21 protein-coding genes are annotated in these 19723 nt (G+C 61.1%); 11 read left to right on the top strand and 10 right to left on the bottom strand.

From position 1 onward, the window contains the following. Positions 1-117 precede the first annotated feature (117 nt). Positions 118-2253 carry a methyl-accepting chemotaxis protein gene (locus tag BLT85_RS02370; RefSeq protein WP_093391641.1) on the top strand — a complete coding sequence of 712 codons (2136 nt, stop codon included), beginning with the start codon at positions 118-120 and terminating at the stop codon, positions 2251-2253. Positions 2254-2258: 5 nt separating this feature from the next. On the opposite strand, the gene BLT85_RS02375 is transcribed toward BLT85_RS02370, so the two are convergent. Both BLT85_RS02375 and BLT85_RS02380 read right to left on the bottom strand, forming a co-directional pair. After that, positions 2259-2918, bottom strand: a complete 660-nt coding sequence (locus BLT85_RS02375; protein WP_093391642.1) for an SOS response-associated peptidase — start codon at positions 2916-2918, stop codon at positions 2259-2261. Positions 2919-2960: 42 nt separating this feature from the next. Beyond that, the gene (locus BLT85_RS02380) at positions 2961-3155 is read right to left on the bottom strand and encodes a CPXCG motif-containing cysteine-rich protein (RefSeq protein WP_093391643.1); all 195 of its coding nucleotides are present in this window, start codon (positions 3153-3155) and stop codon (positions 2961-2963) included. 141 nt (positions 3156-3296) lie between these two features. Between BLT85_RS02380 and BLT85_RS02385 the strand changes: the two genes are divergently transcribed. Then, on the top strand, positions 3297-4469 hold the full coding sequence (locus BLT85_RS02385; protein ID WP_093397305.1) for a 1-acyl-sn-glycerol-3-phosphate acyltransferase: 1173 nt from the start codon (positions 3297-3299) through the stop codon (positions 4467-4469). Here BLT85_RS02385 and BLT85_RS02390 read toward each other — a convergent pair. Then, positions 4443-4721, bottom strand: coding sequence for a hypothetical protein (locus BLT85_RS02390; RefSeq protein WP_093391644.1), 279 nt, complete (start codon positions 4719-4721; stop codon positions 4443-4445). The two genes, BLT85_RS02385 and BLT85_RS02390, sit on opposite strands and share 27 nt — an antisense overlap. A 250-nt stretch (positions 4722-4971) precedes the next feature. On the opposite strand from BLT85_RS02390, the gene BLT85_RS02395 reads away from it, so the two are divergent. The 7 genes from BLT85_RS02395 (at position 4972) to BLT85_RS02425 (ending at position 11376) form a co-directional block, all read left to right on the top strand. Continuing rightward, on the top strand, positions 4972-5433 hold the full coding sequence (locus BLT85_RS02395) for an outer membrane lipoprotein (protein WP_093391645.1): 462 nt from the start codon (positions 4972-4974) through the stop codon (positions 5431-5433). Between the two features lie 193 nt (positions 5434-5626). Next, complete coding sequence (locus tag BLT85_RS02400) at positions 5627-8419, top strand: monovalent cation/H+ antiporter subunit A (RefSeq protein ID WP_093391646.1); 2793 nt, start codon at positions 5627-5629, stop codon at positions 8417-8419. Further along, positions 8419-8748: a Na+/H+ antiporter subunit C gene (locus BLT85_RS02405; protein ID WP_093391647.1), complete on the top strand. Its 330-nt coding sequence runs from the start codon at positions 8419-8421 to the stop codon at positions 8746-8748. The genes BLT85_RS02400 and BLT85_RS02405 overlap by 1 nt, the downstream gene beginning before the upstream one ends. Continuing rightward, positions 8745-10268 carry a monovalent cation/H+ antiporter subunit D gene (locus tag BLT85_RS02410; protein ID WP_093391648.1) on the top strand — a complete coding sequence of 508 codons (1524 nt, stop codon included), beginning with the start codon at positions 8745-8747 and terminating at the stop codon, positions 10266-10268. Before BLT85_RS02405 ends, BLT85_RS02410 begins: the two co-directional genes overlap by 4 nt. Positions 10269-10270: 2 nt before the next feature. Then, on the top strand, positions 10271-10771 hold the full coding sequence (locus tag BLT85_RS02415; RefSeq protein WP_197673880.1) for a Na+/H+ antiporter subunit E: 501 nt from the start codon (positions 10271-10273) through the stop codon (positions 10769-10771). Beyond that, the gene (locus tag BLT85_RS02420) at positions 10756-11025 is read left to right on the top strand and encodes a K+/H+ antiporter subunit F (RefSeq protein ID WP_093391650.1); all 270 of its coding nucleotides are present in this window, start codon (positions 10756-10758) and stop codon (positions 11023-11025) included. The genes BLT85_RS02415 and BLT85_RS02420 overlap by 16 nt, the downstream gene beginning before the upstream one ends. A gap of 12 nt (positions 11026-11037) precedes the next feature. Next, the gene (locus tag BLT85_RS02425) at positions 11038-11376 is read left to right on the top strand and encodes a Na+/H+ antiporter subunit G (protein WP_093391651.1); all 339 of its coding nucleotides are present in this window, start codon (positions 11038-11040) and stop codon (positions 11374-11376) included. 53 nt (positions 11377-11429) lie between these two features. Here the strand turns inward: BLT85_RS02425 and BLT85_RS02430 are convergent, their stop codons facing one another. Then, a complete protein-coding gene (locus tag BLT85_RS02430) occupies positions 11430-12761 on the bottom strand; it encodes a Na+/H+ antiporter NhaC family protein (RefSeq protein ID WP_231701521.1) in 1332 nt (443 codons plus the stop codon). Positions 12762-12892: 131 nt separating this feature from the next. Next, complete coding sequence (locus tag BLT85_RS16605) at positions 12893-13348, bottom strand: OmpA family protein (protein ID WP_157718098.1); 456 nt, start codon at positions 13346-13348, stop codon at positions 12893-12895. A gap of 222 nt (positions 13349-13570) precedes the next feature. Here BLT85_RS16605 and BLT85_RS16610 point away from each other — a divergent pair, with 222 nt between their 5' ends. After that, complete coding sequence (locus BLT85_RS16610) at positions 13571-14218, top strand: hypothetical protein (RefSeq protein WP_157718099.1); 648 nt, start codon at positions 13571-13573, stop codon at positions 14216-14218. 30 nt (positions 14219-14248) lie between these two features. Here BLT85_RS16610 and BLT85_RS02445 read toward each other — a convergent pair whose 3' ends face one another. The 5 genes from BLT85_RS02445 to BLT85_RS02465 form a co-directional block, all read right to left on the bottom strand. Further along, positions 14249-14950 carry an ABC transporter ATP-binding protein gene (locus BLT85_RS02445; RefSeq protein WP_093391654.1) on the bottom strand — a complete coding sequence of 234 codons (702 nt, stop codon included), beginning with the start codon at positions 14948-14950 and terminating at the stop codon, positions 14249-14251. A gap of 9 nt (positions 14951-14959) precedes the next feature. Continuing rightward, on the bottom strand, positions 14960-15727 hold the full coding sequence (gene livG / locus BLT85_RS02450) for a high-affinity branched-chain amino acid ABC transporter ATP-binding protein LivG (RefSeq protein WP_093391655.1): 768 nt from the start codon (positions 15725-15727) through the stop codon (positions 14960-14962). Continuing rightward, positions 15724-16980, bottom strand: a complete 1257-nt coding sequence (locus BLT85_RS02455; RefSeq protein WP_093397309.1) for a high-affinity branched-chain amino acid ABC transporter permease LivM — start codon at positions 16978-16980, stop codon at positions 15724-15726. The genes livG and BLT85_RS02455 overlap by 4 nt, the downstream gene beginning before the upstream one ends. After that, a complete protein-coding gene (gene livH, locus BLT85_RS02460; protein WP_093391656.1) occupies positions 16980-17906 on the bottom strand; it encodes a high-affinity branched-chain amino acid ABC transporter permease LivH in 927 nt (308 codons plus the stop codon). The genes BLT85_RS02455 and livH overlap by 1 nt, the downstream gene beginning before the upstream one ends. Positions 17907-18011: 105 nt before the next feature. Next, positions 18012-19139, bottom strand: coding sequence for a branched-chain amino acid ABC transporter substrate-binding protein (locus BLT85_RS02465; RefSeq protein ID WP_093391657.1), 1128 nt, complete (start codon positions 19137-19139; stop codon positions 18012-18014). 237 nt (positions 19140-19376) lie between these two features. Here BLT85_RS02465 and BLT85_RS02470 point away from each other — a divergent pair, with 237 nt between their 5' ends. Then, positions 19377-19712, top strand: coding sequence for a DUF2288 domain-containing protein (locus tag BLT85_RS02470; protein WP_407920155.1), 336 nt, complete (start codon positions 19377-19379; stop codon positions 19710-19712). Positions 19713-19723 lie beyond the last annotated feature (11 nt).

Consider the following 19723-nt stretch of genomic DNA (forward strand, 5'->3'; position numbering starts at 1 on the left):
CATTAAGCGCAGCCGGCAAGCACCGGCATGTTGCGAGACTTTGTCGAAATGGTCCTGAAGATTTGTCCTGCGGTGCCGATAAGGGTTCAACGGTGCTTCCGCTTCAGAGGTCTCTTCATGCGATTCAAATCCATCCAGCTTTCCATCACCGCACTCGCCGGCGCCTGCCTGTTCGTCGCGGTGGGGATCATGACACTTTTCGGCTTGTACTCGGCGGAACGGAACCAGCAATTCGTGCAGGAGCACAGCGAGCAACTAGTTACCCGGCTGATTGAACAACGGCTGACCTCCATCGCCAGCAGCGAGGCTGAGCGCATTCGTAGGCGCCTGGAATACCCGCTGACCGTCGCTAGTCAGCTGGCGATGCTCAATCAAATGCTCGGTGAGCTCGAAGGCGACGGTACGCCCAGCCTGATGATGCCGCGCGAAGAGATGAGCCGAGTGACTCAGCGCATGCTGCAGAGCAATCCGGACCTGCTCGGGCTGTACGTCGCCTGGGAGCCGAATTCGCTCGACGAAATGGACGAGTATTACCAAGGGGTCACGACCGACGGCTACGATGGCAGCGGCCGCTTCATGCCCTGGTGGTACCGGGCCGCGGACGGTTCAATGGCGGTCGAGCCGCTGGAAGATCTTGAAAACGAGACGATCCTGGAAACCGGTGTTCGCGCCGGCGAATACTATTTATGCGCACGTGAGACGCAAAAAGCCTGCGTCATCGATCCCGCGCCCTATGAAGTGGGTGGAACGAAAGTCCTGTTGTCGTCGTTTGTCGCCCCGATCATGGTCGAAGGTGAATTCATGGGGGCGGTCGGCGCTGACCTGTCGCTGGATTTCATTCAGACCCTGCTGCAAGAGAGCAATAGTCATCTGTATGACGGCCGCGGGAAGCAAGCCTTGATCAGCAGCAATGGCCATTTGGTGGGCTATACGGGCACCGAGGGCAAGCCAGGCGATCCGGCAGCCAAGGTGCTCGATGCGCACGAAGTCGAGACTCTCAAGCGTCTCGGCAATGACATGACGTACGAACTCGATCCGGCCGGTGGCCATATCGAACTGATGATGCCGATCCGCATCAGTGGCACCTCGACGCGTTGGGTGCTTGTCATGACGTTGCCGTTGGACGCGGTCATGGCAGATCTGCAGTCGATGGGCGCGGCGATCGACGAACATCAGATCGACTCCACCATGACCATGGGCGCCATCGGCGTCGCTGTCGCCGTGCTGGGTCTGGTAGTGATGGGGATGGTTGGCTTGAGCCTGGCGCGTCCGGCGCGTCAGCTGGCAGCCATGCTTGAAGATATAGGACGGGGCGAAGGTGACCTGACCCGCCGTCTGCAGGTCAACCGGGCAGACGAGTTCGGTGCCATCGCCAGCGGCTTCAATGCGTTCCTGGACAAGCTCCAGCGAATGATTCGCGAAGTGGTCGGCTCGGTGCAGCAGGTCACCGACGCCTCGGAACATACCGCCGACATCGCCATCCGCACCAATGACGGCGTGCAGCGTCAGCTCAGCGAAATCGACCTGGTTGCCACAGCCGTGACCGAGATGACCGCAACGGCTCACGACGTCGCGCGCAATGCCGCGCTGGCGGCCGAGGCGGCGAACAATGCGGACGGCTCGGCGAACCACGGCCGTGAGGTGGTGAAGGCGACCGCCCAGACCATTCAGCACCTGGCGAGTGATATCCAGCGTGCGGTCGGCAGCGTCCAGACCCTGGCGCGTGACAGCGAGAATATCACCGGCATTCTCGATACCATTCGCGGTATAGCCGAGCAGACCAACCTGCTGGCACTCAATGCCGCCATCGAGGCAGCTCGGGCCGGCGAACAGGGGCGCGGCTTCGCTGTGGTGGCTGACGAAGTACGCAACCTGGCGCAGAAGACGCAGAATTCGACTGCCGAGATTCAAACGATGATCGAGCAGTTGCAGGCTGGTACGCGCGAAACCGTGAAGGTGATGGAGCAGAGCCGTAGCCGCACCGAGCAGAGCGTGGAGCAGGCCGAAGAAGCCGACGCGGCGCTGACCTCGATCACCCAGGCGGTGTCGGTGATCAATGACATGAACACCCAGATCGCCAGTGCCGCCGAGCAGCAGAGCGCCGTGGCCGAGGACATCAACCGGAATGTGACCACCATCGATTCGGTGGCCAAGTCCGTTGCTTCGGGCGCACGTGAAGCGTCGGACGCCAGCGCTTCGCTGACCAAGCTGGCCGAGCATCAACGCCGCTTGATCAACCAGTTCCGGGTCTGATCAGTTCAGGCCGGTTCCGATGCGAGGACGATCTGGCCTGCCGGGGCGCAGCATTGCGCCCCGGCAGCGTTCGGATTGCCGATTGACGTCGCGACCGGGTGCATCATCTCGACCCGCGAAGCCGCGTTGAGCAGTAGCGGCTGAAGTGCCATGTCGGCGGTGGCCGATGCCAACCAGACGGCTTGCTCGCCACTATTGAGTGTGACCGGCATGCGCGAGCCGAGGCGGGCAGCCAATCCTTTTGCCGGCGCGGTGATCAGGGCGCAGCTATCCCACTCGGTTCCATCCTCGAGTCGGTAGCGTTCCCAGAGTCCTGCCACCGCCAGCATTCCGCTTCGACGCCTGAGATACCAGGGTTGCTTGCGCTGGCCCTGTTGTCGCCACAGATAATAGCCATCAACGGGTATCAGGCAGCGCCGTTCCGTCAGTGCCTGACGGAACATCGGCCGCTCGGCAAGGTGTTCGGCATTGGCGCTGAAGCTTGCGCGGCTCAGGTCGCGGAGCCAATCCGGGGTTAGATTCCAGAGTACTTCTGCGCATTCCATGCTGCCTGCGGTCTTGCGCAGGATCAGGAGACGTTTGCCCGGAGCGATGTTCCAGCCGGGCTTCCAGCCAGGAGGCGGCGCGGGTTGGGTGGGCGTAAACTGGGCGAGCCTGCCAGTCATGATTTCCGCGCTATGCGCGCTGTAGTTGTCGAATTCAACAGATCAGTCCTGCTCGCGTCGCAGATCCAGATGGTAGTTATCGTCGCCGTGTTCGATCCAGATACTCACATGGATGGGTTGGCAGCAGACCTGGCAGTCCTCGGTGTAGGCTTGCGAGCCGCCCGACAGATCGAGCAGGAGGCTGATCGGCTCACCGCAATGCGGGCATTGTTCTACTACTTCCTCGACGGCCTGCATGGCAATCTCCGTGATGCTGGGTGAATAGCCCTGGCGGCAAGTGTAGTCCGATCAATGCATGCGGGAAACTGCCGGGAGGAATTGTTCCGCATGCGCTCGCGCCGCATAATGCGCGGCTTAATCCTGAACGATGAGAGCGATATGGGCGAATTCGACGCCATCCGGCCATTCGACGACAGCGAGGTCACTGACGTTCTGAAGCGTCTGCTGGACGACCGCGAACTGATGGACATGCTTGCGCGCTATCGATTTCCGCGCGGCGCGCGCGTCGCGCCGGGCCTGGCGCGCCAACTGGTGCGCCTACGCCTGCGACGGGAATCCCGTGGAATCGACAGCGTGGACACGCTACAGCATCGCCTCGAGCCTCATCTGAGCCGACTGATCGAGAACAGCACCATCGAGGTGACTTACAGCGGTCTGGATAACCTGCGCACGGACGTTTCGCACCTGTTCCTGGCCAACCATCGCGACATCGTCATGGACCCCGCGTTCGTCAACTACGCGCTATACCACGCCGGGCACCCGACGCCACGCATCGCCATAGGCGACAATCTGCTGCAACGGCCTTTCGTCAGCGACCTGATGCGGTTGAACAAGAGCTTCATCGTCCATCGTTCGGTCAGCGGACGACGCGAGAAGCTCGCGGTGTACCAGGGCCTGTCGGGCTATATCAATCATTCGATAAGCACCGGCCACTCGGTGTGGATAGCCCAGGCGGAAGGCCGTGCGAAGGACGGCTGCGACGAGACGGACTCGGCAATCATCAAGATGTTCTGCATGAGCAGAAAGAGCGAGCCGTTCGGCGAGGTGATCCGGTCGCTGAACATCGTTCCGGTATCCATCGCCTACGAATGGGATCCATGCGACCTGCTCAAGGCCCGGGAGCTCGAACAGCGCGCACGTACCGGCAGCTACACCAAGCAGCCAGGGGAGGACGATCGTTCGATCGCCATGGGGCTGACCGGCTACAAGGGACGGGTACACGTCGCCTTCAGCGCACCCATGCTCGGCGAGTTCGCCGATGCGAAGGCTGTTGCCAGGGAGGCAGACCGCCGCATTCTCACCTCGTACCGACTGTTCGCCAGCAACTACCTGGCGTTCGAGAATCTGGACGACACGCCCGAATTGCCGATCGGTGACTGGCGCGCTACCTTCGATGCCGACATCCTAGCCGCAGAGCAGGCGCGTTTCGATCAGCGTCTCGCCTCATGCTCGGCAGACCAGCGGCCCTACTGGCTGATGCAGTACGCCAACCCTGTCATCAGCCAGTTCCGCCAACGCCTCGTTTCAGAAGTGGGTGCTGACCAGGCTTAACAGTACGGCGAGGCCCAGACAGGCTCCGCCGACGCTGTAAAACATCCGGTTCACGCGCCGGGTCGCTTCGGAGTCGTCAGCTGCGACTTCGGTGTGCGTATTGGTCGCCAGACGCGCCGACGCACGGCTTGCTCGCAGCTGGGTGGCGGCGCACAGCCAGCCGCCGGCCAGAGCGTAGAACAGCGCCAACGCATTCAGTGCGCGGGCGGGGTTGTCCAGACAGTACATCCAGATCGCCTGAAAAACGGGCATGCAGAATCTCCAAACCTGTGTTCGGTATCCTCACGCTGTTGTTGTTCTTGTACGGGACACGGCGAAGCAAAGTGGATTTCCGGGAGCGCGAAGCGTCCCGACGAAAAGTCGGTCGCCATTCTAGCGCAAAACTGGACGCTCAATGCTGCGTTCGTCGGCGGGGCGGTTTTGTGTAACCGTCCGTTTAGGCGCAACATTTGGGCTTCGAAAACGTCTACTCTTTCGGACACTTCCAAAACTGGAGTAATCGATGAGAAAAGTACTGGTGCTGGTTTGTCTGCTGTCTCCACTGCTCATGGTCGGCGGTTGCGCGTCGAATCTACAGGGTGACACGTACAGCCGGGAGCAGGCGCGTACGCCGCAAACGGTACGCATGGGCACCGTCGAGTCGGTCCGCTACGTGCAGATCGAGGGGACCAAATCGGTCGTCGGTCCGGCGGCCGGAACCGTGGTCGGCGGAATCGCCGGCAGCTCTGTCGGCGGCGGTCGCGGCAGCATGATCACCAGCGTGATCGGTGCCGTGGCGGGCGGTCTGGCAGGCGCGGCGGCGGAAGAGGGGATCATGCGTCGGCAGGGTATCGAGATCACCGTGCGCGAAGACGACGGCTCGATACGCTCTTATGTTCAGGCGGATTCGCCGGACGTGTCGTTTTCACCTGGCGACCGGGTGCGTGTGCTGACGGTTAACGGCGAGTCGCGCGTCACCAAGTAAGCGTCGGGGGAGAAAGCGCCTGCGTTGCAGGCGCTGCCTGTGTCTTGATTGTTAGCTATTATCTATCAGGCGGGTCCGCCTGATTCATGACAGCGCAGCGCTGAGCATGGATAATGCTGCGAGGCGACGGGATAGTTGCCGCGAGAAGTCGCCCTATCAAGAAGCCTGAAAGGCCAGAAGGAGTGAGTCCGGAATGACCCTGGCGCTGATTGTATTGCTACCTCTGTTTGGCAGTCTGCTGCCATTGGCGACCGACCGTCGCGGTCGGTCGCTCTGTGCCCTGGCGACCATGCTCGCCCCGGCGATCGGCATGTTCCTGTTGTGGCGTCATGCCGAAGGGGTGTTCGCCGGCGACACGCTCGTGCAATCGCTGCCCTGGCTGGAGCGTGTTGGCCTGCATCTCAGCTTTCGTCTGGACGGGTTGTCGTTCCTGTTTGCGCTGATGATCCTCGGTATCGGTCTGCTGGTCATCCTCTACGCGCGCTACTACCTGGCGAAGACCGACCCGATGGGGCGCTTCTTTGCCTATCTGTCATTGTTCATGGCAGCGATGCTGGGCGTCGTGCTTTCGGAAAACCTGCTCCTGATGATGTTCTTCTGGGAGCTGACCAGTCTGTCCTCGTTCCTGCTGATCAGCTACTGGTCGCACAGTACAGACGCGCGCAAGGGCGCACGAATGGCGCTGGCGGTGACAGGCGGCGGCGGGCTGGCGTTGCTCGGCGGTGTGCTGTTGCTGGGTCAGATCGTCGGCAGCTACGAGCTCAGCGATGTACTTGCCAGCGGCGACCTGATCCGTGGCCATGCGCTCTATCCGGTGGTGCTGGTACTGGTGCTGCTCGGCGTGTTTACCAAATCCGCACAGTTTCCCTTCCATTTCTGGTTGCCGCATGCGATGGCGGCGCCAACGCCCGTGTCCGCCTATCTGCACTCAGCGACCATGGTCAAGGCAGGCGTCTTCCTGCTGGCGCGTCTCTATCCGGCGCTTTCGGATACCGATATGTGGTTCTTCCTGGTCAGCATTGCTGGCATGACGACGCTGCTGTTGGGCGCCTTCACCGCGCTGTTCAAGCATGACCTCAAGGGTCTGCTGGCCTATTCGACGATAAGCCACCTTGGTCTGATTACCCTGCTGTTCGGGCTGGATACCGAGCTCGCGGCTGTCGCGGCGGTGTTCCATATCATCAACCACGCGACGTTCAAGGCCTCGCTGTTCATGGCGGCAGGGATCATCGATCACGAGACCGGTACCCGCGACATGCGGCGCATCAATGGGCTCTGGCGATTCATGCCGCATACAGCGACGCTGGCGATGGTCGCCGCCTCGGCGATGGCCGGCGTGCCGCTGCTCAACGGCTTCCTGAGCAAGGAAATGTTCTTCACTGAGACCTTGCAGCAGCATCAGTTCGGCAACTTCAGCTGGGTCATTCCCCTGGTCGCCACCCTTGCCGGGGTATTTTCCGTCGCCTATTCGCTGCGCTTCATCCACGATGTTTTCTTCAATGGCAAGCCTGTCAATCTGCCGAAGTACCCACCGCACGAGCCACCACGCTACATGAAGGTGCCGGTCGAGATTCTCGTCGCCCTATGCCTGGCGGTCGGCCTGGTCCCGGCATTTACCGTTGCCGCTCTGCTGGAGGTGTCGGCCAGCGCCGTGGTGGGCGGCGAGTTGCCGTATTACAGTCTGTCGATCTGGCATGGCCTCAATCTTCCGTTGATGATGAGCGTGGTCGCTCTGGTTGCGGGCGTGCTGGTGTATGCCTGGCGCCGGCGGCTGTTCGAATGGTTCGACGGCCTGCCGCCGCTGGACGGCAAGCTGGTATTCGAACAGGCGGTGCAAGGTGCGGTGCGCCGAGCCGGACAGTTCACGCTGCTGCTGGAAAACGCCTCGCTGCAACGCTATTTCGCCTGGATGCTGATCGCCGCGTTGGCGGTGACAGGGTTCTGGTTGTGGCAGGTGCCGTCGTTGAAGGGATCGGTCGCGCTGTCGCCAGTCGACGGCGTCACGCTTATGGGGATGCTGGTGCTGATGGCTGGTGCCCTGGCTACGGCGTTCTGGCATCGGCAGCGGCTCGTTGCGCTGATCATGCTCAGTGTGGTCGGGCTGATGGTGGCACTCGCTTTCGCCCGCTTTTCCGCACCGGACCTGGCGTTGACGCAGTTGTCGGTCGAAGTGGTCACCATCGTCCTGTTGATGCTGGCCCTGTTCTTTCTGCCGCATCGGACTCCGACGGAGTCGTCTTCGCTGCGGCGCGGCCGCGACTGGGCATTGGCCGGTCTGGCCGGTCTGCTGGTGGGCGGTCTGTCCTTCGCGGTACTGACGCGCCCCTACGAGACCATTGCGGGCTTCTTCATCGAAAACAGTTACAAGGGCGGCGGCGGCACCAACGTGGTCAACGTCATCCTGGTCGATTTCCGGGGCTTCGATACGCTGGGCGAAATCAGCGTTCTCGCCATCGCCGGGGTGGGCATCTACGCGCTGATCGACGGGTTGCGCCTGCGCGTGCCCGAATTCGACTCGATGGGGCGAAACTGGGCGCGTGATCCGCATCCGATGATGCTGGTCAATCTGTCGCAGGTCATTCTGCCGCTGGCACTGCTGGTGTCGGTGTATATCTTCCTGCGCGGGCATAACTTGCCAGGCGGCGGCTTTATCGCCGGCCTGATCACCGCGGTGGCGCTGATCCTGCAGTACATGGCCAGTGGCGAGCAATGGACCACTCAGCGATGGGGTGTGAACTATCACTACGTTGCCGGCCTCGGCGTGCTGATCGCCGGGCTCACCGGGCTTGGCAGCCTGGCATTGGGTTATCCGTTCCTGACCAGTTCATTCGGCTATTTTCATGTCCCGCTGGTTGGCGAGGTCGAGCTGGCCACGGCGATGCTGTTCGATCTGGGGGTTTACCTCGCAGTCGTCGGCGCAACGCTGCTGATCCTGGCCAACCTCGGGAAGCTGTCCGGTAGCCGCGCGGCAAGGGAGTTGCTCTGATGGAATTGTTGTACTCGATCATGCTCGGCGTGCTCACGATGAGCGGGATATATCTGATCTTGCGCGCCCGCACCTTCCCGGTGGTGATGGGGCTGACATTGCTCAGTTATGCAGTAAACCTGTTTCTGTTCGCGATGGGCCGTCTTAACACCGGCATGCCGGCCGTCCTGGGGAGGGCGGACGGTTATGCCGATCCGCTACCGCAGGCGCTGGTATTGACGGCGATCGTCATCGGCTTTGCCATGACTGCCTTTGCATTGATCCTGGCGCTGCGCGCGCTCGGCGAGCTGGATAGCGACCATGTCGATGGCAAGGGAGATCAACAATGAATCATCTCCCGGTGCTTCCCATCGTATTGCCGATGTTCGTCGGCGCATTGCTGTTGTTGCTTGCACGCGCCGATATGACGTTCAAGCGCGGCTTGTCGGTCGCAGCAACGCTGGCGCAAATACCCATCGCCTGGGTATTGATGAACCAGGCAGGCGACGCCGTCCAGGTCTATGCCGCCGGCAACTGGGTAGCACCGTTCGGCATCGTGCTGGTGGTCGACCGGCTGGCGGCGCTACTGTTGATGCTGACCGCCGTGCTCGCCAGCGCCTCGGTGATCTATGCGATCCGGGGCGACGACAGCCTGGGGCGTAACTTCCACTCGCTGTTCCAGTTTCAGTTGATGGGCATCAACGGCGCCTTTCTCACTGGCGACCTGTTCAACCTGTTCGTATTCTTCGAGATCCTGCTCATAGCCTCGTACGCGCTGCTGCTGCATGGCGCCGGCTCGGGGCGGGTGCGCGCAGGCCTGCACTATGTATTGCTCAACCTGTTTGGCTCGGCGCTGTTTCTGATTGCCGTCGGCACGCTTTACGGCCTGACGGGCACGCTGAATATGGCGGATATGGCGTTGAAGGTCGCCCAGGCCTCCGAAGCGGATATGCCGATTCTCGGCGCTGCGGGCATGCTGCTGCTTATCGTGTTCGGCCTGAAGTCGGCCATGGTCCCCTTGTATTTCTGGCTCCCCCGAGCCTACTCGGCGGCGACCCCGGCGGTGGCTGCCTTGTTCGCCATCATGACCAAGGTCGGGCTGTACTCCATCCTGCGCGTGTACCCGCTGGTTTTCGGCGATGAGGCAGGGGCATTGGCGCATATGGCCAGCGACTGGCTATGGCCGGTCGGTCTGCTTACCATCGGGTTAGGCGCCATAGGTGCCTTGGCCGCCAGCACTCTTAATGGGCTGGTCGCCTATCTGGTGGTTCTGTCGGTCGGCATTCTGCTCGCTGGTATCACCCTGGGCTCGCATGATGCGATGGTCGGCAGCCTGTATTACTTGGTCCACTCGACCTTGATCAGCGGAGCGCTGTTCCTTTTCTCGGGCATCCTCGCGCGGACGCGCGGACCGCGTTTTTCGGTTCGCCTCATCGCGGGACCGCAATTGCCGGGCGGGGCCTTGCTTGGGGGGCTGTTCTTCATCGCCGCAATCTCCATCGTGGGCATGCCGCCGCTGTCTGGTTTCATCGGCAAGGTGCTGATTCTGGGCTCGGCTGGTACCGGCGTGCAGGCTGCCTGGCTGTACACGCTGGTTCTGCTTAGCGGGTTGATAGTGCTGGTCGCGCTGAGCCGGGCGGGCAGTACCCTGTTCTGGCGCAACGACGGCGTACCTGCCGCTGGCGAACCACTCGATCCGCTGCGCATGCTGGCCGCGGGTGCGTTGCTCGCCTGTAGTCCGCTGATGGTGTTGATGGCCGCTCCGCTGCTCGACTATCTGGATGCGACGGCAAGTCAGTTGCTCGATCACGCCGGATACATCGACGCGGTGTTGTCCGTGGAAGCGGTGACGCGTGGAGGTGGAGCATGAGGTTGCGTTCGAAATGGCTACCGCATCCGTTGCTCAGCCTGATCCTGCTATTGACTTGGCAGCTGTTGATGAACGCGACCTCGGTTGGGACGCTGATCATGGGTGCAATTCTTGGCTGGGTGATTCCACTGATAACCCATGTTTTCTGGCCGAATCCGCCGACATTACAGCGGCCGCTGGTACTGCTGGGTTTCGTCCTCCGCGTGTTGTTCGATATTGTCATCGCCAACATGCAGGTGGCGAAACTGATCCTCGGTCCGACGCGTCAGTTGCAGCCCACCTTCGTTGAATATCCGCTGCAGCTTACCCACGACTTTGCGATCAGCCTGCTCGCCAGCACCATCTCCTTGACCCCCGGGACGGTCTCGGCAGACCTGAGCGACGATCGACGGACGCTGCTGATACATGGTTTGAACGTTACCGACGCGGATGAGCTGATCCGTACCATCAAACAGCGCTATGAAACGCCGCTGCTGGAGGTATTCGAATGTTCCAGAACGTAGTGCTGCTGTGTCTGGCGATCATGTCGATTTCGGTCGTGCTGACCGTGATGCGCCTGATCAAGGGGCCGGACCTGCCGGATCGGGTGTTAGCGCTGGATACCCTTTACATCAATGCCATCGCTTTGATCATGCTCATGGGTCTGTATCTGCGCTCGGATCTGTTCTTCGAAGCGGCGCTGCTCATCGCAGTGATGGGCTTCGTTGGCACCGTGGCGGTGGCCAAGCACCTGTTGCGCGGCGACATCATCGAATAGAGGAGAGCTGTTATGGATACGCCACAATGGCTGGAATGGCTGGTCGCAGCGCTGATCCTCGTAGGCAGCCTGTTCGCGTTGGTAGGCTCGATCGGCCTGTGGAAGCTGCCGGACTTCTTCATGCGGCTGCATGGGCCCACCAAGGCCACCACGCTTGGCGTCGGTGCGCTGGTGATCGGGTCGATGCTGTTTTTCAGCGCGCAGCGCGAGGGCATCAGCCTTCACGAGGTACTCATTACTATCTTCCTGTTCATGACTGCGCCGGTCAGCGCCAACCTGTTGGCCAAGGCGGCGATGCATCAGCGGCTGAAACGCACCGAGCGCACCCGGGGCGAGCCCTGGAAGCAATAGTCTGCGGCGGCTTGGTGTGCCTCCGCTGACCGCAGCTTGCCGACAGGGTCGGGTCAGCCAGGTTCACCGGCTGCCTTCAACCTGGGTACTCCGGCGATGATTGCTAGCACCGCAGCGGCTCCGAGTATCCAGCAGTAGTGAACCTGCCCGGCCAGTACCAGCGGTGAAACGCCGGCCAGCGAGCCGGCCAGCAGTATTTGCGCGCCGTAGGGAATCAATCCCTGGACCACGCAGGAGAAGATGTCCAGCAGGCTGGCGCTGCGGCGACGGTCCACCTGATAGTGGTCGGCGAGGTCGCGCGCGACGCTGCCGCTGACGATAATTGCCACGGTGTTGTTGGCGACAAACAGGTTGGCGATGCTGACCAGCGCGGCAATCGCGGCTTCTCCGCTGCGGCGACCACTCTGGCCGATACGCGCTGTGATCCTCTGAATGGTCTGGCGCAGCCAGGCCAGCCCGCCTTCACGTTTCATGACGGCCGACAGGCCGCCAATGAACATCGACAGGATTGTGATTTCGAGCATGCCTTCGAAACCCCGGTAAATGTCGTTGCCCCAGGTGCTCAGCGCGTATCCATCGGTCAGCAGCAGACCGGTCAGGCCGGACAGCACGATGCCGGTCAAGAGAACGGCAAGCACATTGAGCCCGCTCAGCGCCAGGACCAGCACGGCTACGTAGGGCAGCACCAGGATCGCCTGATAGTCGGCCTGCGCTGGCTCTGTCGCGGTGTCGCCGAGAATGAACAGCAACAGCAAGGTCAGCATCGCCGCAGGCAGCGCGATCAGCAGGTTGAGCTTGAACTTGTCACGCATGGCGACCGACTGGGTGCGGGTCGCAGCGATGGTGGTGTCGGAAATGATCGAGAGGTTATCGCCGGCCATCGCGCCGCCGATCACCGCGCCCATTGCCACCGGTATCGAGATTCCCGTCGCTTCGGCGAAACCCAGGGCGACGGGCGCTACCGCACCGATGGTCCCCATGGATGTCCCCATGGCGGTGGAAATGAACGCGGCGATCAGAAACAGTCCGGGCAAAACGAAGCTCGGCGGGATGAAGCTCAGCCCCATGTTGACCGTGGCAGTGACGCCGCCAATGGCATCGGTCACGGAGGCAAAGGCTCCTGCGAGTAAAAACACGAGCACCATCATGATGATGTTGCTATCGCCGATGCCGGCAATGAAGGTGTCCAGGCTACGATTCAGTCCTTCGCGGGCCAGCAGTATGGCCAGCACGATCGCAGGAAGAATCGCTACCGGTGCCTTGATCTGGTAGAAGGCGAAATCGGTACCACTCAGGGTGTAGTAGACGCCGCTGCCGAGAAAGATCAGCAGAAACAAAAGAAGCGGCAGGAGGGCGATCGCCCGTGGTTGTGGACGTTCAGTCACGATAACTCCCGTTGGTCTGGCCTGGATCGGCTTGGGGCGGGTATGTTACGTGAAAACCGGCAATCGGTCTGGCGGTGGAAGCGAGCAAAACGAGGAGCCGCCGACAGCGAGGTGCTGCCGGCGTGTTCAGTTTACTTGGTGGCGAGCGCTACTTCGGTTGTGGCTGGCGTCAGGACGATTTCTACCCGGCGGTTGAGTTGCCGGCCGATGGGTGTCGAATTGTCGGCACGCGGTTCGTTCTCACCCATTGCCTCCAGGCTCATCTGCTTGCGGCGCACGCCGCTCAGCATCAGCATGTTCGCAACGGCCTGTGCGCGCTCGAAACTGAGCTTCTCATTGATCTCTTCGTCTCCCTCGGTGTCACTATGTCCGACGACGCGGAAATGACATTCGCCATCATCTTTCAAAGCGCTGCCGACTTTGCCGATCGGTACCAGACCTTTAGGCAGCAGAAGGGTACGCTTGGGATGGAAGTTACCGTCGACCGGGATGATCACGCGGATCTCCTCGCCTTCGCGCTCGACTTCGAAGCCTTGTGCTTCGGCAACGGCGGTCACCTCGGCTACCCTTGAGTCAGCCCAGGACACACGAGGTTCCGGTGCTTTTTCAGGCGCCTTGGAGGCACAGGCGGAGACAACGACAACGAGAGACGACAGGACAAACGTTCTTATGATTTGCATGATGCTTCCGAGAAAAATGCTGGCGCGAACACATGAGTTAGACTGCGCACAGATTAGCATTGCGCTTGTGGGTTGTGTCTGGGCAGTAACACAATTTTTTGCTGGAAATTGGCCAAGGAGTTCACACAAATGACAAAGAGCCGCCACCCGCTTCGGGTGAGCTGGGCCTTGGTATCGGCGCTGACTCTGTCCGGTTGCGCGTTGCTGCCCGGGGGAGCGGGAGACGAGCGGCGACTCGCTGGCCTGCTGGAAACCGGCGGAGACGGGTGGGAAATCACGCCGTGCGATGCGACTGGTTCGCTTGAAGTGGTACCCACCGCCGAACTGCAGCAGGTTTTTCGTAATGTCGCCCAGCCCGGGCAGACCGGCATTTTCGTCGAGCTGGAAGGGCGTATCCGTGACCAGACACTGAGACCCACGCGCCTGATCCGTATGCAGTCCACAGGGCGCGGGTGCGCTGCGCAAACCGATCCGTCTGCGCAGTGGATCGCAGCAGGCCCGCATCCGTCCTGGCGATTGACTATCGGGTCACAGGGAATCGAATTCGACAGCGAAGCTGCCGAGCGCACCGGTCCGTCTCCGGTGATTGCCGAGGAGTTGCCGGATGGTTCGCGCAGCTTTCGGACCGAGCGCGATGATCGGCTTGAGCTGTGGTTGTATCCGCAGGAGTGCTTCAATCACGCGGGCGATTTCGCGCACATGAGTGCAACCCTTATCGTTGACGGCAAACGTTTGAGTGGTTGTGCTTACGAAGGGCAGGCCCGACCGGCGTCCTGAAGTATCCAGAACGCCGGCGATAGATGAGCTTCAGGCGCCGAGGTAGGCGTCGCGTACCTGGGGGTCGGCCAGCAGCGCCTCGCCGGTGTCCTGCAGCACGATGTGACCGTGCTCCATAACGTAACCGCGGTCTGCCAGTTTCAGCGCCTGGTTGGCGTTTTGCTCGACGAGAAACACGGTTACGCCCTGGCGACGCAGCTCTTCGAGGATCTCGAAGATCTGCTGGATAATGATCGGTGCCAGGCCGAGTGAGGGCTCGTCGAGCAACAGCAGCTTCGGCTTGCTCATCAACGCGCGGCCGATGGCGAGCATCTGCTGTTCGCCGCCGGACATGGTGCCGGCACGCTGGTGATAGCGTTCCTTGAGGCGTGGAAACAATCCGAGAGCGGTATCCAGCTGCCGCTGGAAGTCGTCGCCCTCGGTGAAGAATCCGCCCATGGCCAGATTTTCTTCCACTGTCAGACGCGAGAACACGCGGCGGCCTTCCGGCACGATCGCGATGTCCATGCGCATGATTTCCGCGGTGGTCTTGGTGGTCAGCTCCTCGCCCTGGTAACGGATGCTCCCGGTGGTGGCCTTGGGGTCGCCGCACAGGGTCATCAGCAGCGTGGTCTTGCCAGCACCGTTGGCGCCAATCAACGTGACGATTTCGCCGCGCTGGACCTCCAGGTTGATGTCATGCAGCGCCTGGATCTTGCCGTAGTGGGTCGAAACGTTCTTGAAATACAGCATCGGTTGTCCTCAGGTTTCGCCCAGGTAAGCCTTGATCACGTCGGGGTTCTGGCGCACCTCGGCCGGCGTACCAGCGGCCAGAGGACAACCCTGGTTGATCACCACGATATGGTCCGAAATCCCCATGACCAGCTTCATGTCGTGCTCGATCAGCAGGATGGTCAGGCCGTGCTCGTTGCGCAGCTCTCCGATCAGCTCCTTGAGATCCTCGGTTTCCCGCGGGTTCAGGCCGGCGGCGGGCTCGTCGAGCATCAGCAATGACGGCTGCGTGACCATGCAGCGGGCGATTTCCAGCCGACGCTGCTGACCGTAGGCCAGCGTATTGGCCGGGCGGTTGGCGAATTCCTTGAGGTCGACCCGCTCAAGCCAGTACGCGGCCCGCTCGAGGGCCTCGCGCTCGCTGCGGCGAAAGCCCGGCGTCTTGAACAGGCCGGCCAGCATGTTGGTGTTCATGTGCTGATGCTGCGCGACCAGCAGGTTCTCCACCACCGTCATTTCCTTGAACAGGCGCACATGCTGGAAGGTGCGGATCATGCCCTTGCGCGCGACCTTGAAGCCCGGAAGTCCCTGGATTTCTTCGCCGCGGAAGATGATCTTGCCGTCGCTCGGCTTGTAGAACCCGGTCAGACAGTTGAAAACGGTGGTCTTGCCGGCGCCGTTGGGCCCGATCATCGATACGATCTGTTTTTCCTTGACGGTCAGGGCAACGCCGTCGACCGCCAGCAGCCCGCCAAAACGCATGGTCAGGCCGGTTACCTCAAGCAATGGCTGACTCATGTCCTCAGCTCCATATGCGGACGTTTCATTGGCAGCAGGCCCTGAGGCCGCCAGATCATCATCAGAACCATCAGCAGGCCGAACAGCAGCATGCGGTACTCGTCGAATTCACGCGCCATCTCGGGAAGGATGGTCATGATGATCGCGGCGAGGATGACGCCTAACTGCGAGCCCATGCCGCCGAGCACCACGATCGCGAGAATGATCGCCGATTCGATGAAGGTGAAGGATTCGGGGCTGATGAAGCCCTGGCGCGCAGCGAAAAAGCACCCGGCGAAACCGGCAAAGGTCGCACCGATGGTGAAGGCGCTGAGCTTGATCGCCGTCGGGTTCATGCCCAGCGAGCGGCAGGCAATCTCGTCTTCGCGCAGCGCTTCCCAGGCTCGTCCGATAGGCATGCGCAACAGGCGATTGATGACGTACAGGGTCGCCAGTACCAGCAGCAGAGCCAGCACGTACAGGAAGATGATGCGATGAGTACCTTCGTAATCGATGCCGAAAAAGTCGTGGAAGGTCTGCACGCCCTCGCTGGCGCGTCGGCTGAACTCGAGACCGAACAGGGTCGGCTTGGGAATGCCGCCGATGCCGTTCGGGCCGTTGGTAACGTCGGTCCAGTTGTTCAGCAGGATACGGATGATCTCGCCGAAACCGAGCGTGACGATCGCAAGATAGTCACCGCGTAGGCGCAGTACCGGGAAGCCGAGCAGGAAGCCGAATAGCGCCGCCATGCCGCCCGCGACCAGTAACCCGGTCCAGAATCCGACGTCGAGATACATTGCCAGCAGCGCATAGGTGTAGGCGCCCACCGCATAGAAGCCGACATAGCCCAGATCGAGCAGTCCGGCTAGGCCAACCACGATGTTCAGGCCCAGGCCCAGCATCACGTAGATCAGTACCAGCGTCGCCAGATCGATACCGCCGCGGCCGGCAAAGAATGGCCAGACCAGTGCTGCGGCAATGAGGAAGCACCAGAACAGCCGGCGCACCGCGGGGTTGTCGCTGGCCCTGGTCAGGCTGGCCGGCGCTTTCGGTAGGCCGGGAGCGGCTTTCCACCAGGCAGTGAGGTGATCCCGAAACAGGTTGAAGAAAAACATGAAGGCTGCAGCGGCGGCGATTTTCCACCAGACATCGGGCCCCATGCCGGTGATCGACAGACCGGTGCCGACCTGTTCCAGGCGTACACCCATCAGCAATCCGGTGAGTACCAACACGACGACGGCGGAGATGACTGCCGGTTTGAGGTTGTCGCGGATCATACCTTTTCAACCTCCGGACGGCCGAGAATACCGCTGGGCCGGAACAACAGGATCAGGATCAACAAACTGAAGGCGACGACGTCCTTGTACTCGCTGCTGAAGTAGCCGGCGGTAATCGCTTCGGTCACGCCGAGCAGCAGACCGCCAAGCACTGCGCCCGGGATACTGCCGATGCCGCCGAGTACCGCTGCGGTGAAGGCCTTGAGGCCAGCCATGAACCCGATGTAGGGGTTGATCACACCGTAATACATGCCCAGCAATACGCCGGCGACGGCTGCCAGAGCAGCGCCGATGACGAAGGTCAGCGCGATGACACCGTTGGTGTTGATGCCCAGCAGGTTCGTCATCTTCAGGTCTTCGGCGCAGGCGCGGCAGGCGCGCCCCATGCGTGAACGCGTAATGAACAGCGTCAACAGCGTCATGGTGATCAGGGTGACGACGAAGATGATGATCTGCATGTACGACAGGGTGGCGTGGAAACTCTCCTCCGGCCCGATCGTCAGCCCACCGGTAACCATGCTGGGCATGGCGATATCCCGCGAGCCCTGTGCCAGACGCACCAGGTTCTGGAGGAAGATCGACATGCCAATCGCGGAAATCAGCGGGATCAGCCGGTTGCCGCCGCGGAGCGGCCGGTAGGCGACGCGCTCGATACTGTAGCCGAAGGCGCTGGTGACGATCATGCTGAGCACGAAGGCGCCGAGGATCATCACCGGTAAATATTCGATGCCCATCAACGCCAGGGCCGCCAAAGCCATGAACGCGATGTAGCTGCCAATCATGTAAACCTCGCCATGGGCGAAGTTGATCATGCCAATGATGCCGTAGACCATGGTGTAGCCGATGGCGATAAGGGCATAGGTGCTGCCAACGGTCAGACCGTTCAGCAACTGCTGGATCAGGTAATACAGTGACTCGGGCATGGCCAGGACACCTGGTATTTCAAGGGGAACAAATGCGGGTCGGGAAGGACGGCATCAAAAAATCAGGCCCGCCGGCGGAACCGGCGGGCCTGGGATGTTTACTGCTTACTCGGTCATTGCGGTCTTGCTGGCGTCAGCGTGCCACTTGTATACGACAAAGTTGAAGTCTTTCAGATCGCCTTTCTCGTCGAAGGCCAGCGTGCCGGTAGGCGTTTCGAAGCTGTTGCTGCGCAATGCTTCGGCAACGCCGTCGGTGTCGGTAGAACCGGCGATGCGGATGCCGTCAGCGATGACCTGGACCGCAGCATAGGCCGGGAATACGAACGGACCGCTAGGATCTTCGTTCTTGGCCTTGAACGCTTCGACCAGCTCGGCGTTCTTCGGATCCTGATCGAATGCCTTGGGCAGAGTAACCAGCAAACCTTCGGATGCTTCACCAGCGATCGCGGAGATGTCGGTGTTACCCACGCCTTCCGGTCCCATGAAGCGGACGTTGAGGCCCTGCTCGGCGGACTGACGCAGGATCAGACCCAGCTCCGGGTGGTAACCGCCGTAGTAAACGAAGTCGACGTTTGCCTGGCGCAGTTTGGAGATCAGCGAAGAGAAGTCCTTGTCGCCGGCGGTAATACCTTCGAACACCGCAACTTCGACGCCGTTTTCTTTCAATACGTCGCGCACTGCGGTGGCGATACCTTCGCCGTACTGCTGCTTGTCATGGATTACTGCGACTTTCTTCGGCTTGATCTCTTCGACAATGTAGTTGCCTGCTGTCGGGCCCTGCAGGCTATCGAGACCGATAGTGCGAAACACCAACTCGTAGCCACGCTCGGTGATTTCCGGGCTGGTCGACGCAGCGGTGACCATCAGGATGCCTTCGTCTTCATAGATATCGGACGCCGGCTGGGTCGAGCTGGAGCACAGGTGGCCGACCACAAACTGGATATCTTCGTTAACGATGCGGTTGGCGACGGCTACCGCCTGCTTGGGATCACACGCGTCGTCGAATACCACACCTTCCAGCTGGCTACCGTTTACGCCGCCAGCCTTGTTGATCTGTTCGATGGCCATCTTGGCGCCGATGAACTGCATGTCGCCGTACTGTGCTACTGGGCCGGTTACCGGGCCGGCCAAAGCGATCTTGATGGTGTCGGCGGCCAGCGAGAAACTGCTGACGCCAGCCAGAGCGGCTGCTGCAATAATCTGAGAAAGCGCTTTCTTGTGTGCCTTTTTCATTTTTCTGCTCACTTCGATGGTCCGTTAGAATGAAGTGGACGCCTGATGGCGCAGCGCCACACCTCTCCCGGTAACTGTACCGGAGCAGTTTAGCAACGGCGGGTTGCCGTGGAAACGAAACGGTAGCAATTTGTCGGGAAATGTCCTTAAACCGCAATAATGTTATCGATTGGCGACAGAAACGTCGTTTTGGTCACGCGTCTCGACCACTCGCCTGGCTGCGCGCGGGACGTTACCATGCGCGCTCGGACAATGCAGGGGAACGAGATGATCGGTCAGGACGATACTTACGCCGCTATAGTAGGCGCTACCGGGCGTATCGAATGGAAATCGCTTGAGCCACACTTCGCCCGGGGCGAGCTGCTGTGGGTCGATCCGCGGCTGGATCTGGTGGGCACGGCCGAGGCGCTTATAAAGGATGACCGCGACGCCGTTGCGGGCTGGATGGAACGTGGCTTGCTCGGCCAGCTGAAGGATGACCAGGCCGCCGATTGGCACCAGCGCGATCCCGATTCGCTATGGGCGGTGGTGATTCGCCCATGGGTACTGGTGCAGGAGCGGAGCGCAGACTGAGCCGTCAGGTC

Origin of the sequence: Halopseudomonas xinjiangensis, assembly GCF_900104945.1 — a bacterium.
GTDB classification, from domain to species: domain Bacteria; phylum Pseudomonadota; class Gammaproteobacteria; order Pseudomonadales; family Pseudomonadaceae; genus Halopseudomonas; species Halopseudomonas xinjiangensis.

What these genes read in the sequence shown, in the direction of transcription:
- BLT85_RS02370 (WP_093391641.1), top strand. Translation starts at nt 118, where the DNA reads ATGCGATTCAAATCCATCCAGCTTTCCATCACCGCACTCGCCGGCGCC.
- BLT85_RS02375 (WP_093391642.1), bottom strand. Translation starts at nt 2,918, where the DNA reads ATGACTGGCAGGCTCGCCCAGTTTACGCCCACCCAACCCGCGCCGCCT.
- BLT85_RS02380 (WP_093391643.1), bottom strand. Translation starts at nt 3,155, where the DNA reads ATGCAGGCCGTCGAGGAAGTAGTAGAACAATGCCCGCATTGCGGTGAG.
- BLT85_RS02385 (WP_093397305.1), top strand. Translation starts at nt 3,297, where the DNA reads ATGGGCGAATTCGACGCCATCCGGCCATTCGACGACAGCGAGGTCACT.
- BLT85_RS02390 (WP_093391644.1), bottom strand. Translation starts at nt 4,721, where the DNA reads ATGCCCGTTTTTCAGGCGATCTGGATGTACTGTCTGGACAACCCCGCC.
- BLT85_RS02395 (WP_093391645.1), top strand. Translation starts at nt 4,972, where the DNA reads ATGAGAAAAGTACTGGTGCTGGTTTGTCTGCTGTCTCCACTGCTCATG.
- BLT85_RS02400 (WP_093391646.1), top strand. Translation starts at nt 5,627, where the DNA reads ATGACCCTGGCGCTGATTGTATTGCTACCTCTGTTTGGCAGTCTGCTG.
- BLT85_RS02405 (WP_093391647.1), top strand. Translation starts at nt 8,419, where the DNA reads ATGGAATTGTTGTACTCGATCATGCTCGGCGTGCTCACGATGAGCGGG.
- BLT85_RS02410 (WP_093391648.1), top strand. Translation starts at nt 8,745, where the DNA reads ATGAATCATCTCCCGGTGCTTCCCATCGTATTGCCGATGTTCGTCGGC.
- BLT85_RS02420 (WP_093391650.1), top strand. Translation starts at nt 10,756, where the DNA reads ATGTTCCAGAACGTAGTGCTGCTGTGTCTGGCGATCATGTCGATTTCG.
- BLT85_RS02425 (WP_093391651.1), top strand. Translation starts at nt 11,038, where the DNA reads ATGGATACGCCACAATGGCTGGAATGGCTGGTCGCAGCGCTGATCCTC.
- BLT85_RS16610 (WP_157718099.1), top strand. Translation starts at nt 13,571, where the DNA reads ATGACAAAGAGCCGCCACCCGCTTCGGGTGAGCTGGGCCTTGGTATCG.
- BLT85_RS02445 (WP_093391654.1), bottom strand. Translation starts at nt 14,950, where the DNA reads ATGCTGTATTTCAAGAACGTTTCGACCCACTACGGCAAGATCCAGGCG.
- livG (WP_093391655.1), bottom strand. Translation starts at nt 15,727, where the DNA reads ATGAGTCAGCCATTGCTTGAGGTAACCGGCCTGACCATGCGTTTTGGC.
- livH (WP_093391656.1), bottom strand. Translation starts at nt 17,906, where the DNA reads ATGCCCGAGTCACTGTATTACCTGATCCAGCAGTTGCTGAACGGTCTG.
- BLT85_RS02465 (WP_093391657.1), bottom strand. Translation starts at nt 19,139, where the DNA reads ATGAAAAAGGCACACAAGAAAGCGCTTTCTCAGATTATTGCAGCAGCC.
- BLT85_RS02470 (WP_407920155.1), top strand. Translation starts at nt 19,377, where the DNA reads ATGCGCGCTCGGACAATGCAGGGGAACGAGATGATCGGTCAGGACGAT.